The organism is Kitasatospora sp. NPDC093558 (genome assembly GCF_040683475.1).
GTDB lineage: Bacteria > Actinomycetota > Actinomycetes > Streptomycetales > Streptomycetaceae > Kitasatospora.
The window spans coordinates 1-15,009 of record NZ_JBFBDY010000117.1 but is presented as its reverse complement, the minus strand read 5'-3'; the positions used below and the strand labels follow the sequence as shown (position 1 = coordinate 15,009).

12 protein-coding genes and 1 pseudogene are annotated in these 15,009 nt (G+C 71.7%); 12 read left to right on the top strand and 1 reads right to left on the bottom strand.

What is annotated here, in order from left to right:
- Window positions 1–199: 199 nt before the first annotated feature.
- From AB0O00_RS14675 to ftsH, 5 genes and pseudogenes are all read left to right on the top strand, one after another.
- Window positions 200–1,255: a methyltransferase gene (locus tag AB0O00_RS14675; protein WP_363651666.1), complete on the top strand. Its 1,056-nt coding sequence runs from the start codon at window positions 200–202 to the stop codon at window positions 1,253–1,255.
- Window positions 1,256–1,486: 231 nt separating this feature from the next.
- Window positions 1,487–3,100: a BBE domain-containing protein gene (locus AB0O00_RS14670; protein WP_363651664.1), complete on the top strand. Its 1,614-nt coding sequence runs from the start codon at window positions 1,487–1,489 to the stop codon at window positions 3,098–3,100.
- A gap of 314 nt (window positions 3,101–3,414) precedes the next feature.
- Window positions 3,415–4,968 (top strand): annotated as a pseudogene (gene ffh, locus AB0O00_RS14665) (signal recognition particle protein); the annotation flags it as partial.
- Between the two features lie 164 nt (window positions 4,969–5,132).
- The gene (locus AB0O00_RS14660) at window positions 5,133–5,657 is read left to right on the top strand and encodes a GNAT family protein (protein WP_363651662.1); all 525 of its coding nucleotides are present in this window, start codon (window positions 5,133–5,135) and stop codon (window positions 5,655–5,657) included.
- A gap of 212 nt (window positions 5,658–5,869) precedes the next feature.
- Window positions 5,870–7,807, top strand: coding sequence for an ATP-dependent zinc metalloprotease FtsH (gene ftsH, locus AB0O00_RS14655; protein ID WP_363651660.1), 1,938 nt, complete (start codon window positions 5,870–5,872; stop codon window positions 7,805–7,807).
- A 152-nt stretch (window positions 7,808–7,959) separates the two neighbouring features.
- Here ftsH and AB0O00_RS14650 read toward each other — a convergent pair whose 3' ends face one another.
- Window positions 7,960–8,664, bottom strand: a complete 705-nt coding sequence (locus tag AB0O00_RS14650) for a methyltransferase domain-containing protein (protein ID WP_363651658.1) — start codon at window positions 8,662–8,664, stop codon at window positions 7,960–7,962.
- 515 nt (window positions 8,665–9,179) lie between these two features.
- Between AB0O00_RS14650 and proS the strand changes: the two genes are divergently transcribed.
- From proS to rplS, 7 genes are all read left to right on the top strand, one after another.
- Window positions 9,180–10,592 carry a proline--tRNA ligase gene (gene proS / locus AB0O00_RS14645; RefSeq protein WP_363651656.1) on the top strand — a complete coding sequence of 471 codons (1,413 nt, stop codon included), beginning with the start codon at window positions 9,180–9,182 and terminating at the stop codon, window positions 10,590–10,592.
- 408 nt (window positions 10,593–11,000) lie between these two features.
- Entirely contained in the window at window positions 11,001–11,579 is a 579-nt protein-coding gene (locus tag AB0O00_RS14640) for a hypothetical protein (RefSeq protein ID WP_049650398.1), read from the top strand.
- Window positions 11,580–12,062: 483 nt separating this feature from the next.
- Complete coding sequence (rpsP, locus tag AB0O00_RS14635; RefSeq protein ID WP_045700219.1) at window positions 12,063–12,491, top strand: 30S ribosomal protein S16; 429 nt, start codon at window positions 12,063–12,065, stop codon at window positions 12,489–12,491.
- A 2-nt stretch (window positions 12,492–12,493) separates the two neighbouring features.
- Entirely contained in the window at window positions 12,494–12,733 is a 240-nt protein-coding gene (locus AB0O00_RS14630; protein WP_030056773.1) for an RNA-binding protein, read from the top strand.
- 154 nt (window positions 12,734–12,887) lie between these two features.
- Window positions 12,888–13,511 (top strand): ribosome maturation factor RimM, encoded by a 624-nt coding sequence (gene rimM, locus AB0O00_RS14625; protein ID WP_363651653.1) that lies wholly within the window; start codon window positions 12,888–12,890, stop codon window positions 13,509–13,511.
- 26 nt (window positions 13,512–13,537) lie between these two features.
- Complete coding sequence (gene trmD / locus AB0O00_RS14620; protein ID WP_363651668.1) at window positions 13,538–14,356, top strand: tRNA (guanosine(37)-N1)-methyltransferase TrmD; 819 nt, start codon at window positions 13,538–13,540, stop codon at window positions 14,354–14,356.
- Between the two features lie 154 nt (window positions 14,357–14,510).
- The gene (rplS, locus tag AB0O00_RS14615) at window positions 14,511–14,861 is read left to right on the top strand and encodes a 50S ribosomal protein L19 (protein WP_063347674.1); all 351 of its coding nucleotides are present in this window, start codon (window positions 14,511–14,513) and stop codon (window positions 14,859–14,861) included.
- The last annotated feature ends 148 nt before the right edge of the window (window positions 14,862–15,009 follow it).

Sequence of the window (15,009 nt, the reverse complement as noted above, 5' to 3'; positions counted from 1 at the left end):
GATCCCCCCCCCGGCCAGCACCCCGCACGCCGACAAGCTCCCCACCAAGTACAAACCCGGACCCCGACGTCCCCGACCCGCGCCTCCCTAGTCACTCGCGTTGAGACGCCCCGGCCCGCCCTGACCCCGGCCCGGCCCGCATCCCGCTTCGGCCCAGCCGATGGACCCAACTCCCTTCCCCCTACCGTGAGGTGACGGCATGCTCGACCCCGAGACGCACGACCACGCCACCCGGATGCGCATGCTCCTCTACGGCCAGCTCGTGTCGAGGGTGATCTGCACGGCCGTGCGCCTCGGCGTCCCCGAGGCACTGGCCGAACGGTCCCGTTCCGCAGAGGAACTGGCCCTCCAACTCGTCGGCCACGCCGTCTCGTTGGACCGTCTGCTGCGCGCCCTGGTGCCGTTCGGCGTGTTCACCGAGGAGGCCGACGGGACCTTCGCGCTGACGGCCCTCGGCAGGACGCTCCTGCCGGAGACCCCCGGCACGGCGCAGCCGACCGCGCTGCTGCTCGCGGGCGAGGTCGGCCGGACGTGGACGGACCTCGAACACACCGTCCGCACCGGCGATTCGGCGTTCCGCCGGCAGTTCGGCCGCGACCTCTTCGAGTACCTGGAGCAGCAGCCGGAGCGCCGAGAGGTGTTCGACCGCTCACAGGAGGCCGGGCTGCGCCTGGAGCTCGACGAGGTGTTCGACGCCGTCGGATTCGAGCGCTACCCGTGGATCGTCGACGTGGGCGGCGGCAACGGTCACCTGCTGTGCGAACTCCTCGCCCGCACACCGGGGAGCACCGGTACGGTCCTGGACCTGCCGGGGACGGTCCCGCTCGCGGAGAAGCGCATCGCCGAGGAGGGCCTGACCCGCCGCTGCACGGCCGTGGCCGGGGACTTCTTCGCGCACGTCACGCCGGGCGCCGACCTGTACATCCTGAGCCACGTCCTGCACGACTGGGGCTGGGCCCGCGCGGTGGACATCCTGCGCACGTGCGCCGCCGCGATGCCGGCCCACGGCCGCCTGATGGTGATCGACCTGGTGACGGACGGCGCCGGCCCGGACGGCAGCGGCACGGAAGGCGCCGTCCCGCACCGCCTGCCCGCCGTCATGGACGTCTACATGCTCTCCCTCTTCGGCGCGGCGGGAGGCCGCGAGCGCACCCGCGCAGAATTCGCCGCGCTGCTCGCCGACGCCGGGCTGGAAAGCGAGGAGACGAAGGTCCTGCCGAGCGGCATGGCGGTGATCACGGCGCGCCGAAGGTAGTGAAGTCCCGGACAGCGCGATCTGACGTGGACAGGAGTTGACCGAAGCGTGCCGATCAAAACCCGGGCGGAGATCGCCAGTTGCCCCACATACTTGGTACAAGTCCAATATCATGACGGAGGCTTCCGGCCGATCGATGGCGGATCGGGCCGGCACATGGCCGCGCCAAGGCATGGCCAAGATCGAGTCAACTCCGTTCCCTTCCACCGCCATGAGCAAGGAGTCGCCCACATGTCTGGATTGAGCCGCCGGGGATTACTCACCGGTGCCGCACTCGCCGGGGCCGGCCTGGTGGCGGCGGACGTCGGCGCCGGCGCCCGGCCCGCCGTCGCGGCGGAGGCGGCCGAGGGAGCGTGCGCACCGCCGTTCGGCGCCGTCACCGTGCAGCCCGGGGACACGCGGTACGACAGCTTCCTGCGCGGGCACAACACCCGGTTCACCGGCCGGCCCGACCAGGTGACCATCGCGACCACGCGCGACCAGGTCGCCGAGGCGCTCGGGCGGGCCGTCGCGGCCGGCCGGCGGGTCGCCGTCCGCTCCGGGGGCCACTGCCTGGAGAACTTCACGGCGACGTCCGACGTCAAGGAGCTCATCGATCTCTCGCAGCTGTCCGACGTCTACTACGACGAGTCGCGCAGGGCCTTCGCCGTCGGGCCCGGCGCGATCGTGGCGCCGACGCAGCAGCGGCTCTTCAAGGGCTGGGGCGTGCACATCCCGTCCGCCGGCTGCTCGGAGGTGGGTCTCGGCGGGCACATCCTCGGCGGCGGCTACAACTTCTACTCGCGCATCCACGGGATAGCCGTCGACCACCTGTACGCCGTCGAGGTGGTCGTGGTGGGCGTCGACGGACAGCCCCGCACCGTCGTGGCGACGCGCGAGGCCAATGACCCCAACCGGGACCTCTGGTGGGCGCACACGGGCGGCGGCGGCGGCAACTTCGGTGTCGTCACGCGGTACTGGCTGCGCACGCCGAACGTGACCTCGCTCGAACCCGGCAAGCTCCTGCCCCGGGCCGGGAACCAGCGGGCCCGTACCGTCCAGTGGTCGTGGGAGTCCCTGTCGCAGCAGGCGTTCACCACGCTCATCCGCAACTACTGCCGGTGGTTCGAGCGCAACAGCGCCCCGGGGGCGAAGGAGGTCCAGGTCTGGGCCTCGCTCTCCGCCTCCCACCGCGCGGCCGGTGTGATCGGCCTGCTGGCCGGCGTCGAGGACACGGTCGAGGGCGGCGAGGCGATGCTCGACGGGATGATCGCGGACATCACCGCGGGCACCGGCCTGAAGGCCGCCTCGGAGCAGCGGTACGCGCTCCCGTGGCTCGACCGGGACAACTGGTACTGGGGTGCCTCCGGGCGCCAGAAGGACAAGACCGCGGACCTGCGCAGGAGTTACACCGACGAGCAGATCGCGACGATCTACCGCTACCTCACCGACGACTCCATCGCCAACCCGGGCGCCCAGGTGAACCTGGCCGCCCTCGGCGGGAAGATCAACACCGTCGCCCCGGACGCGACCGCCTACCCGCACCGGGACTCCATCCTGCGCGTGTACTTCACCCCCGGCGTGTGGCGCACGCCGGACCAGGACGCCGCACACGTGGCCTGGGTGCGCAAGCTCTACCGCGACGTCTACAGCAGGACCGGCGGCGTTCCGGTGCCCGACTCGATCAACGCCGGTGCGTACATCAACTACGCGGACGCCGATCTCGCTGACCCGGAGTGGAACACCTCGGGAACCCCCTGGCACACCCTGTACTACGGAGCGAATTACGCACGTTTGCAGCGGGCCAAGAAGGCCTACGACCCGCGCGATGTGTTCCGGCACGCACTGTCCATCCGACCCGCCTGAGACGGAGACCGCCATGGCCACGGAATTGTCCCGCATCGACGGTGTCGCGAGTTTCTACGAAGGCCTCGGCCGGGTCCTCACGGCCGCCTGGGGCGAGAACCTGCACTACGGCTACTGGGAGGACGACGCCGACGCCAGCACCGTCGACGTCGCCACGGCCCGCCTGACCGACCTCCTGATCACCCTGCTCGCCCCCGCCCCCGGCGCCGCGGTGCTCGACATCGGCTGCGGCGTGGGCAAACCCGCCCTCCAACTCGTCGCCGCGAAGGACGTGCGCGTCACCGGCATCGACGTCAGCGACGTCGAGGTGGCGAACCCTTTCCGATCGCCTCGCAGCGACGTTCAAGAACCTCCGGGGCAAGGGCCGCCTGAGCGAGGCGGACATCGACGCCACCGCCCGCGAGATCCGCATCGCGCTGCTGGAGGCGGACGTCGCGCTGCCGGTCGTCCGGGCCTTCATCAAGCAGGTCAAGGACCGGGCGCTCGGCTCCGAGGTCTCGGGCGCGCTGAACCCGGCGCAGCAGATCATCAAGATCGTCAACGAGGAGCTCATCGCGATCCTCGGCGGCGAGACCCGCCGGGTCCGGTTCGCGAAGAACGGCCCCACGGTGATCATGCTCGCCGGCCTCCAGGGTGCGGGCAAGACCACCCTCGCGGGCAAGCTCGGCCACTGGCTGAAGAAGCAGAAGCACACCCCGCTGCTCGTCGCCTGCGACCTCCAGCGCCCCAACGCGGTCAACCAGCTCCAGGTGGTCGCCGAGCGCGCCGGCGTGGCCTTCTACGGCCCGCAGCCGGGCAACGGCGTCGGCGACCCGGTGCAGGTGGCCAAGGACTCGATCGAGTACGCCAAGCAGAAGCAGTACGACGTCGTCGTCGTCGACACCGCCGGCCGCCTCGGCATCGACGCCGAGCTGATGCAGCAGGCCGCGGACATCCGTGCCGCCGTCGAGCCGGACGAGGTCCTGTTCGTCGTCGACGCGATGATCGGCCAGGACGCGGTCACCACCGCGCAGGCCTTCCTCGACGGCGTCGACTTCACCGGTGTCGTGCTCTCCAAGCTCGACGGCGACGCCCGCGGCGGTGCGGCCCTGTCGGTCGCGCACGTCACCGGCCGGCAGATCATGTTCGCCTCGAACGGCGAGAAGGTCGACGACTTCGACGCCTTCCACCCGGACCGGATGGCCTCGCGCATCCTCGGCATGGGTGACGTCCTCTCGCTGATCGAGAAGGCCGAGCAGACCTTCTCGCAGGCCGAGGCCGAGAAGATCGCGGCCAAGCTGCGCGGCGGCCCGAAGGCCTTCACGCTGGACGACTTCCTGTCCCAGCTGGAGCAGGTCCAGAAGATGGGCTCGATCTCCAAGCTGCTCGGCATGCTGCCCGGTATGGGACAGATCCGCGAGCAGATCAACAACATCGACGACAAGGACGTCAACCGCGTCGGCGCGATCATCAAGTCGATGACGCCGGCCGAGCGCGCCGAGCCGGAGCTGATCAACGGTTCCCGCCGGGCCCGCATCGCCAAGGGTTCGGGCGTCCAGGTCGGCGAGGTCAAGAACCTGGTCGAGCGGTTCTTCGACGCCCGCAAGATGATGTCCGCGATGGCCTCCGGCAAGGGCATGCCCGGCATGCCGGGGATCCCGGGCATGGGCGGCGGCGCGAAGAAGTCCGCCAAGAAGGCCCCGCAGGCCAAGGGCAAGCGCAAGAGCGGCAACCCGCTGAAGCGCGCGCAGGACGAGGCGGCCGCCGCCGAGCGTCGCGCGCTCGGCCCGGGCGCCGCCCAGGCCCCCGACGGCGGGGCGTTCGGCCTCGGCGCGGGCAAGGGGCCGGCCGACTTCGAGCTCCCCAAGGAGTTCAAGGACCTCCTGTAGGCCCGGCGGGACCTCCGGTAGGCCAGTCGGACCTCCGGTAGGCCCGGTGGTTCGCGGCGGCCCGACCGTCATCGCCGCCGTCACCGCCGCGGTCATCGTCATCGATCGGCCCGTCGTCCGGATTATCCGGGCGGCGGGCCGATCGCGTGTCCGATGATGGTGGAGTGCGAGTGACGATCAGGGCCCCGAGGGCCGAGGACGAGGGTGCGTACGCCGAGGCGGTCCGACGGTCCGCCGACCACATCGGGCGGTGGAACCCGGTCGAGCCGAACGGGCTCCCGGAACTGCTGGAGCGTCAGGGGGCCGGACTGCGGACCTTCCTGATCGTCGACCGCGAGACCGGCGGGCTGGTCGGCAAGGTGAACGTGGCCAACATCGTGATGGGCCGCTTCTGCAACGGCGCGCTCGGCTACGACTCGTACCTGCCGTTCGCCGGCACCGGGCGGATGACCGAGGGCATGCGGCTGGTCCTGGACAGCTGCTTCGCCCCGCAGTCGGCGGGCGGGCTCGGCCTGCACCGGCTGGAGATCAACGTGCAGCCGGACAACGACCGGTCGATCGCGCTGGCGAAGCGGCTGGGCTTCCGGCACGAGGGCTACACCCCGCGGATGCTTTTCCTGCAGGGCGCCTGGCGCGACCACGAGCGGTTCGCGATGACCGTCGAGGAGTGGCCGGGCTCGGGCGCGTAGCGGGCGGTCGGTCGTCGGGGGTCGGGGCTGGGTGGTCGGGGCTGGGTGGTCGGGTCCGGATGGTCGGGCGGCTCGGTTTCCAACCGGTCGGGCCGGGGGGCGGGCGGCTCGGTTTCCGGGCCGGTGGGACGGCGTGTCGTGGCCGGTCGGGGCCCCTCGCGGCGCGGCGTTGCGGTTGGCCCGCCCGAGCGCGCGTCCGTATCGTCCGAGAGGTGACCGAACCCGTCCCGCCGCGCCAGACCCCCGACCAGCCCTGGCGGTCCGAGGGCGCACCGCCCCCGCCGCCGCCCCGCCGCCGGATGCCCGGCGGCTGGATGGGCCTCATCCTCACCGCGCTCGTGGTGTTCCTGATCTCCGACGTGCTGCTGTCCTTCTTCGGCAACGAGGGCGCCACGACGATCTCCTACACCGAGTTCAACAACCAGCTGAACAAGGGCAACATCACCAAGATCTACTCCAAGGGCGACGCGATCGAGGGCACCCTCAAGTCCGCCCAGCCCAAGCCGGACGGCGGCAAGGGCGACTACAGCGAATTCGCCACCCAGCGGCCCTCCTTCGCCAACGACAACCTCTGGGCCACCCTCCAGCAGCAGGGCATCGAGGTCACCGCCACCTCGCCCGTCGTCCAGCAGCGCAGCTTCCTCGCCAACCTGCTGCTCTCGCTGGCCCCCATGCTGCTGCTGGTCTTCATCTGGGTGCTGCTCGCCCGCCGGATGTCCGGCGGCCTCGGCGCCGGGCCGCTCGGCCGCAAGGCCCCGCCCAAGCCGGTGGTCGCCGAGGAGGGCAAGCGGACCACCTTCGCCGACGTGGCCGGCATCGACGAGGTCGAGGCCGAACTCACCGAGGTCGTCGACTTCCTGAAGAACCCGGACCGCTACCGCAGGATGGGCGCCAAGATGCCGCGCGGCGTGCTGCTGAGCGGCCCGCCCGGCACCGGCAAGACCCTGCTCGCCCGGGCCGTCGCCGGCGAGGCCGACGTGCCCTTCTTCTCCGCCTCCGCCTCCGAGTTCATCGAGATGATCGTCGGCGTCGGCGCCAGCCGCGTCCGCGAACTCTTCGCCGAGGCGCGCAAGGTGGCCCCGGCGATCGTCTTCATCGACGAGATCGACACCATCGGCCGCCAGCGTGGCGGGAGCGGCGGCCTCGGCGGGCACGACGAACGCGAGCAGACGCTCAACCAGATCCTCACCGAGATGGACGGCTTCACCGGCTCCGAGGGCGTCATCGTGATCGCCGCGACCAACCGGGCGGACGTCCTCGACCCGGCGCTGCTGCGCCCCGGCCGGTTCGACCGGCGGATCACCGTCAGCCCGCCGGACCGCGAGGGGCGCGCCGCGATCCTCGCCATCCACTCCAGGACCGTCCCGCTGGCCGGCGACGCCGACCTCACCCAGCTGGCGAAGGTCACCCCCGGGATGACCGGCGCCGAGCTCGCCAACCTCGTCAACGAGGCCGCCCTGCTGGCCGTCAAGCGCAAGCAGGACGCCGTCAAGGAGCGCGACCTGTCGGACGCGCTGGAGAAGGTCCAGCTCGGCGCCGTCCGGCCGCTGGTGATGCCGCAGGAGGAGCGCGAGCGCACGGCGTACCACGAGAGCGGGCACGCCCTGCTGGGGATGCTCCAGCCCGGTGCCGACCCGGTCCGCAAGATCACCATCGTGCCCCGCGGCCGGGCGCTCGGCGTCACGCTCTCGACGCCCGAGAACGACCGCTACTCGTACACCGAGCCGTACCTGCGCGGCCGGATCATCGGCGCGCTCGGCGGGATGGCGGCCGAGCAGGTCGTCTACCGGGTCATCACCACGGGCGCGGAGAGCGACCTGGAGCAGGTCACCAACATCGCCCGGGGGATGGCCGGCCGCTGGGGCATGAGCGAGCGGGTCGGGCGGCTCACCGCCGTGCCCTCCGACCCGCAGGGCGCGTACGGGCTCTCGGCCGCGCCGACCACGCTCGACGCGGTGGACGAGGAGGCCCGGCGGATCGTCGCCGAGTGCTACGACGACGCGGTGCGGATCCTGACCGAGCAGCGGACCCGGCTGGACGCGCTGGCGGCGGCGCTGCTGGAGGCGGAGACGCTGGACGAGGAGGCGGCGTACCGGGCCGCCGGGGTGCCGCGGAAGGCGGGCGAGGGCGGGGGCGAGGGCGGCTCGTAGGGCGGTTTGTGGGGGTGTCGGGCTTGGGCCCGTCCATTGGGCCGTTCGGGGGAGCGTGAGCAGATGTCCGGGGCGCTCGCCATGATGGCGGGCGCCCCGGTTTCGTCCGTCGGTGGCGGCGTGCCCGGCGGCCCTTCGCTGTGGCGAGCGGCTCAGCGGAGCCGTTCGGCGATCAGGTAGCGGAAGACGTTCGCCATCCGGACCGACCCGTCGGCGCGCAGGTACGGCTGCAGCGCCTCCTCCAGCTCCTTGGCCACCAGCGCGCCGCCGGAGAACTCCTCGGCGGCCTCGAACAGCCCGGTCGAGAGCAGGCCGCGCACCGCGCTGTCCAGGTCCGCGTAGGCGAAGGGGCAGCTCACCCGGCCGCTGCCGGCCGGGCGCAGGCCGGCGGCGGGGATCAGGTCCTCCAGGGCGCCGGGCGCGCTCAGCTCGAACGGGTCGCGCGCGGTGGTGCGGCCGGCCATCCGGCGGGCCACGTCCAGCACCGCGGCGCTCTCGCAGCGCTCCTGCGGCCCCCAGGCGGCCAGCACCACGTGCCCGCCGGGGAGCGTGAGCCGGGCGGCCTCGGCGACCACCGTGCGCGGTTCGGCGCTCGCCGGGAGCTGTTCGAAAACCGTCACCAGCGAATAGGCCGAGCGGGGGAGGGCGGTGGCCGGGCGGGCCCCCGCGCACACCCGCAGCCGTCGGTCCCGCGCGAGCTCGCGCAGCTCGTCCCGCGGCTCCTGGCCCGAGACCTGGGCGCCCTGGCCGGCCGCCAGCAGGAGCGCCAGCCCGGAACGGCAGCCGAGGCCCAGCACGCTGCTCGCCGGGCCGACCTCCAGCCGGTCGTAGACCGCCTCGTACAGCGGCACCAGCATGCGCTCCTGGATCTCCGCCCAGTCGCGCGCCCGCGCCGGCCACGCGCCCCCCGCGTGGACTTGGTGCGGTCGTGCGCCCGCTGGTTGTGCGCCCGCTGGTCGTTCGGTCGTGCCGGTCGTCCGAGCTGAAGCCATCGCGGCCTCCCATCCGGTCCTTCGGTGTGCTGTTACGGCTCCCCCAAAGTCCCGCCCCACTCCAGCGAACAGCGGCTCGGGCGCGGCGTCCAGAGGGGTGCAGGGTGGTGCGCGCGTGTCGCGGTCGTGCGCCCCCTGCTGCCGGCGGGGGTCGTACCCCGTCCGTCACGCCCACCGCCCCCGTCCGTCACGTCCGCCGCCTCCCGTCCGTCCCGGTCACCGTCCCCCGTCCGTCCCGGTCACCGTCCCCCGTCCGTCCCGGTCACCGTCCTCGGTCTGTCCCGGTCCGTCCCCTGTCGTCCGGTGGCCCGCCGGGACGGTCGGCCGCAGGTGTGATACCGATTCGAAGTCAGAGGGTCGCTCCCCGTACCATTCGGGCCATGGCTAAGGCACCCGTTCTCACCCCTCAGGCGGAAGACTTCCCGCGCTGGTACCAGGACCTCATCAACAAGGCCGAGCTGGCCGACAACGGTCCGGTGCGCGGCACCATGGTCATCCGACCGTACGGCTACGGCCTGTGGGAGCGGATGCAGCAGGAGATGGACGCGCGGATCAAGAAGGCCGGCGCGCAGAACGCCTACTTCCCGATGTTCATCCCGCAGTCGTACCTGACCAAGGAGGCCGAGCACGTCGAGGGCTTCGCCCCCGAGCTCGCGGTGGTCACCCACGGCGGCGGCAAGCAGCTGGAGGAGCCGGTCGTCGTCCGGCCGACCTCCGAGACCATCATCAACGAGTACTTCTCGAAGTGGGTGCAGAGCCACCGCGACCTGCCCCTGCTGATCAACCAGTGGGCCAACGTGGTCCGTTGGGAGCTGCGCCCGCGCGTCTTCCTGCGCACCACCGAGTTCCTCTGGCAGGAGGGCCACACCGCCCACGCCACCTACGAGGACGCCCGCGAGTACGCGTCGATGATCCACACCCAGGTCTACGGCGACTTCATGACCAACGTGCTCGGCATCGACGTCGTGCTCGGCCGCAAGACCGCCAAGGAGCGCTTCGCCGGCGCCATCAACACCCTCACCCTCGAGGGCATGATGGGCGACGGCAAGGCCCTGCAGATGGGCACCAGCCACGAGCTGGGCCAGAACTTCGCCAAGGCGTTCAACACCACCTACCAGCTCCAGGGTGCCGAGCGCGAGCACGTCTGGCAGACCTCCTGGGGCGTCTCGACCCGCATGGTCGGCGGCCTGATCATGTCCCACGGCGACGACAACGGCCTTCGCGTCCCGCCGCGCCTGGCCGCCGTCCAGGCCGTCGTCCTCGCCATCAAGGGCGACGACGCGGTCATCGCCAAGGTCCGCGAGATCGGCGCCCGCCTGGAGGCCGCCGGCGTCCGCGTGGTCGTCGACGACCGCACCGACACCCCGTTCGGCCGCCGCGCCGTGGACTGGGAGCTCAAGGGCGTTCCGGTCCGCATCGAGGTCGGCCCGCGCGACCTGGAGAACGGCACCGCCATGCTGGTCCGCCGCATCGCGGGCGGCAAGGAGCCGGTCTCGATCGACGCCCTGGCCGAGCTGCTCCCGGGCGTCCTGGAGGAGGACCAGGAGCTCCTGCTGCGCCAGTCCCGCGAGCGCCGCGTGTCCCGCACGGTGGACGTCACGACCCTCGACGAGGCCGTCGAGGCCGCCGCCACCGGCTGGGGCCGGATGTCCTGGGCCGACCTCGGTCCGGAGGGCGAGGCCAAGCTGGCCGAGCAGGGCGTCTCGGTGCGCTGCATCGTCGCCGCCGACGGCTCGGTGCCGCAGACGGACGACCAGGAAGGCAATATCGCGCTCATCGCGCGTGCCTACTGATCCCGACCACCGGTACGACCGGCGGTGGGTAATGACCGTTACCGGCAACATTTGCCCGGAATGCGGGTGGTAAGAATCCGGTAACTCTCACCGACGGCTCCGGACTCGCAACATCCCTACTGGCCGGTCAACTGCCGGTATTAACGGAATAGCGGTACGGTGTACGGCCCGTGGCCCTGTCAACTCGACAGGATCACGGGCCGTACGTCCTGGGAGCGACAGCCCGCCCCCGGACGGAATTCACCAGGCTCGCCGAGCTGCGCGGGCCGAAACCGGCAGGGGGTTGGTCTTGCATCGGATCCGGAACGCGCAATTCGCGCGCGACCATGCATTCCTGGGAGTTCCCTGGGAATTCCCGGAGAACGGGAACAGGCGGAACATCGGCACGCACTCCATCGTTGGTCTAGCGTGAGCACGACACAGCCCCTCGTCCTCGCGGCCGAACTGGCCGCCGCCTGGAGTGACATCCAGGCCTACCACCAGGACCTCCCGGACCTGGCCTCGCCCGAGGCCCTGATCGGCGAGTCCTCCTCGGCCTGTGGCACGCGGCTCGGTTTCGAGCGGCTCCTCCACGAGGCTGCCCACGGTCTGGCCGCGGCCCGGGACATCCGGGACACCTCGCGGGCCGGCCGCTACCACAACCGGCGCTTCCTGATGCTCGCCTCCGAGCTCGGTCTGGCGCACCCGGTGGAACCGCACGCCAGCAGCGGCTTCTCCCAGGTGACCATGCTCAAGGAGACCCAGGAGCGGTACGCCGAGACCATCGAACGCCTGGACCGCGCCCTCGGCGCGCACCAGGAGGCGGTGGCCGGCGACGGCGCGACGCGCGCCTTCCGCGGGCCGGCCGCCCGGCACGGCTCCTCCGGGGGCGGCGTGCGGGTCAAGGCGGTCTGCGGCTGCGGGCGGAACGTCCGGGTCGTGCCGTCGGTGCTCGCGCAGGCGTCCATCGTCTGCGGCGCGTGCCAGCAGCCGTTCAAGATCGCTTGATCCTGTCGGCTCCGGTGGTTCCGGCGGTTCTGACGGTTCTGACGGTTCCGGCAGCGGTTCCGGCAGTCCCGCAGTCCAATGGTTCAGCAGTTCAGCAGTTCAATAGTTGGGTAATTCGGCAATTCGGCAAGGCAGGGCCCATCGGGCTCACGTGACCGGTTCGGGGTCGCGTGACCGGGTGGCAGGACCCGATGGTCGGCTGTGCGGGCAGCGGAGCCAGCGGGTGTGAGTGGAAGACTCGTGGATGGATCAGTGGACTCGACCGGGAGCGGGGGCTCCCGGTCCGGTCCTGCCCCACAGGTGGGCTCGGGAGGCCCGGTCCGGGCGGTTGGCGCCGGTATGGCAGAATGGACAGCTGAGTACTCGGCAGCCGAGCAGGACCCCTCTCTCCTACGGCTGGCGTGTCCCTTGAACGGTTCGCACCGCAACCCCACGCGGTGACGCGACCGCTCACCCACGTCAACACCAGGAGAATCCACTCCCGTGGCAGTCAAGATCAAGCTCAAGCGTCTCGGCAAGATTCGCTCCCCGCACTACCGCATCGTCGTCGCCGACGCCCGCACCAAGCGTGACGGTCGCGCGATCGAGGAGATCGGCATCTACCAGCCGACCTACAACCCCTCGAAGATCGAGGTCGACAGCGACCGCGCCCAGTACTGGCTGTCCGTCGGCGCCCAGCCGACCGAGCCGGTCCTCGCCATCCTCAAGCTGACCGGCGACTGGCAGAAGTTCAAGGGCCTGCCGGCTCCGGCGCCGCTGAAGGTCGCCGAGCCGAAGGTCGAGGACTTCTCGCACCTGTTCGCGAAGGCCGTCGCCGGCTTCGAGGACGCCACCACCGGTGTCGCCATCACCCCGAAGGCCAAGAAGTCGGACAAGGCCGAGGCTGAGGCCGACGCCGCCGCCGAGGCCTGATCGTGATCGAGGACGCCCTCGACCACCTGGTGAAGGGCATCGTCGAGCACCCCGACGAGGTGCAGGTGCGCTCGCGCAACCTGCGTCGGGGGAACACCATCGAGGTGCGTGTGCACCCCGATGACCTCGGCAAGGTGATCGGCCGGGGCGGCCGCACGGCGCGCGCTCTGCGCACCGTGGTCGGCGCCCTCGGCGGTCGCAACGTCCGGGTCGACCTCGTCGACGTGGACAACATCCGCTGACGCAGCTGCCCGTGCAGCCGTCAGGGCTTGGGGCCGACCGGGACGCATGGCGTCCCGGTCGGCCTTTTTCGCATCCGGCCACCGAGTCCGTGCCCCGTGGCGCGCGCGTGGCCCGCTTCCCGTCCCGCTCAGGAATTCCAGGAGAACGATCACCGTGCAGCTCGTCGTCGGCAGGATCGGCCGCGCCCACGGCATCAGGGGGGACGTCAGCGTCGAGGTCCGCACCGACGAGCCGGAACTCCGGCTCGGCCCGGGCGCCGTCGTGCTCACCGACCCCGCGTCGGTCGGGCCGCTGACCGTCGAGTCCGGCCGCGTGCACAGCGGGCGGCTGCTGCTGCGCTTCGCCGGCGTCAAGGACCGCAACGCGGCGGAGGCGCTCCGGGGCACCCTGCTGATCTCCGAGGTCGACCCGGAGGAGCGCCCCGACGACCCGGAGGAGTACTACGACCACCAGCTGATCGGCCTGGATGTGGTCCTCGCCGACGGCACCCTGGTCGGCGAGCTCACCGAGGTCGTCCACCTGCCCTACCAGGACCTCCTCACCGTGAAGAAGGCCGACGGGACGGAGGTGCTGGTGCCCTTCGTCACCCAGATCGTGCCCACCATCGACCTGGAGAACCAGCGCGCCGTGATCACCCCGCCGGCCGGGCTCATCGACCCGGAGCAGGCTGACGTCGCGGGCACCTCTGCCGCCGGGTCCGCGGAGGGATCCGCGGGCACCTCCGCCGCCGAGTCCGCGGGGGAGTCCGCGGAGACCGCCGAGGGGGACGAGAAGTGACGGCGGCCGAGGGCGTCCAGACCGGGATGCGGCTCGATGTCGTGTCGATCTTCCCGGAGTACCTGGAGCCCCTGAACATCTCGCTCGTCGGCAAGGCCCGCGCCCGCGGCCAGCTGGACGTGCACGTCCACGACTTGCGCGACTGGACGTACGACGTCCACCGGACGGTCGACGACAGCCCGTACGGCGGCGGCCCCGGCATGGTGATGAAGCCCGAGCCGTGGGGCGAGGCCCTGGACGCGGTGGTCGCCGCCGGCCCCGAGGGGCAGGTGCCCACGCTGGTGGTGCCCACCCCGAGCGGGCGCCCGTTCACCCAGGAGCTGGCCCAGGAACTGGCCGGACGCCCGTGGCTGGCCTTCACCCCTGCCCGGTACGAGGGCATCGACCGGCGGGTGATCGAGGAGGCGGCCACCCGGATGCCGGTGGTCGAGGCCTCGATCGGCGACTACGTGCTGGCCGGCGGCGAGGTCGCCGTGCTGGTGATGGTCGAGGCGATCGCCCGGCTGCTGCCCGGGGTGCTCGGCAACGCCGAGTCCCACCGGGACGACTCCTTCGCCCCCGGCGCGATGGCCGACCTCCTGGAGGGCCCCGTCTACACCAAGCCCGCCGAGTGGCGCGGCCGGAGCGTGCCCGAGGTGCTGCTCAGCGGAAACCACGGCCGGATCGCGCGCTGGCGCCGGGACGAGGCCTTCGCCCGTACGCTGGCGAACCGCCCCGACCTGGTGGAGCGTTGGCAGTACGGCTCCTTCGACAAGAAGGACCGGGCGGCGCTCTCCGTCCTCGGGCTGGCCTGGGACGAGGAGCACGGCCGATTTCGGTCCGTGGCCGAAGGTGTGGAAGAATAGGCCGCTGCTGTCTGTCGCTGGGCCCCTCCCGTAGGGGTCACGTGGACCGGCGCCCCCGCCACGGGGGGATCGCCGTCAGCCGACGCGGCCCGCAGCAGACCCCATTGTGACGAACTTCCGTGGGCGGCCCGTGGCGCCTGCGATGGAGAGCAACATGAGCAACAAGCTCGCTGCTGTCGACGCGGCCTCGCTGCGTAGCGACATCCCGGCCTTCCGCGCCGGTGACACCCTGAAGGTCCACGTCCGGGTCATCGAGGGCAACCGCTCCCGTGTCCAGGTCTTCCAGGGCGTCGTCATCCGCCGCCACGGTGCGGGCGTCGGTGAGACCTTCACCGTCCGCAAGGTCAGCTTCAACGTCGGCGTGGAGCGCACCTTCCCGGTGCACACCCCGGTCGTCGAGAAGATCGAGGTCGTGACCCGCGGTGCGGTTCGCCGCGCCAAGCTGTACTACCTGCGTGACCTCCGCGGCAAGGCCGCGAAGATCAAGGAGAAGCGCGACCGCTGATCCACCGGCCCCCGGCCTCGCCGGGGGATCGGAGCGCTCCCGGGGGCGCGGCTGCCGCACGGTAAGCTCAGCCCCCGATGAGCACGCACGAACCACCCGCGGACCGCGACGGCAGTCCCGCACCCTCCGGTGCGGACTCGCCGCTGCG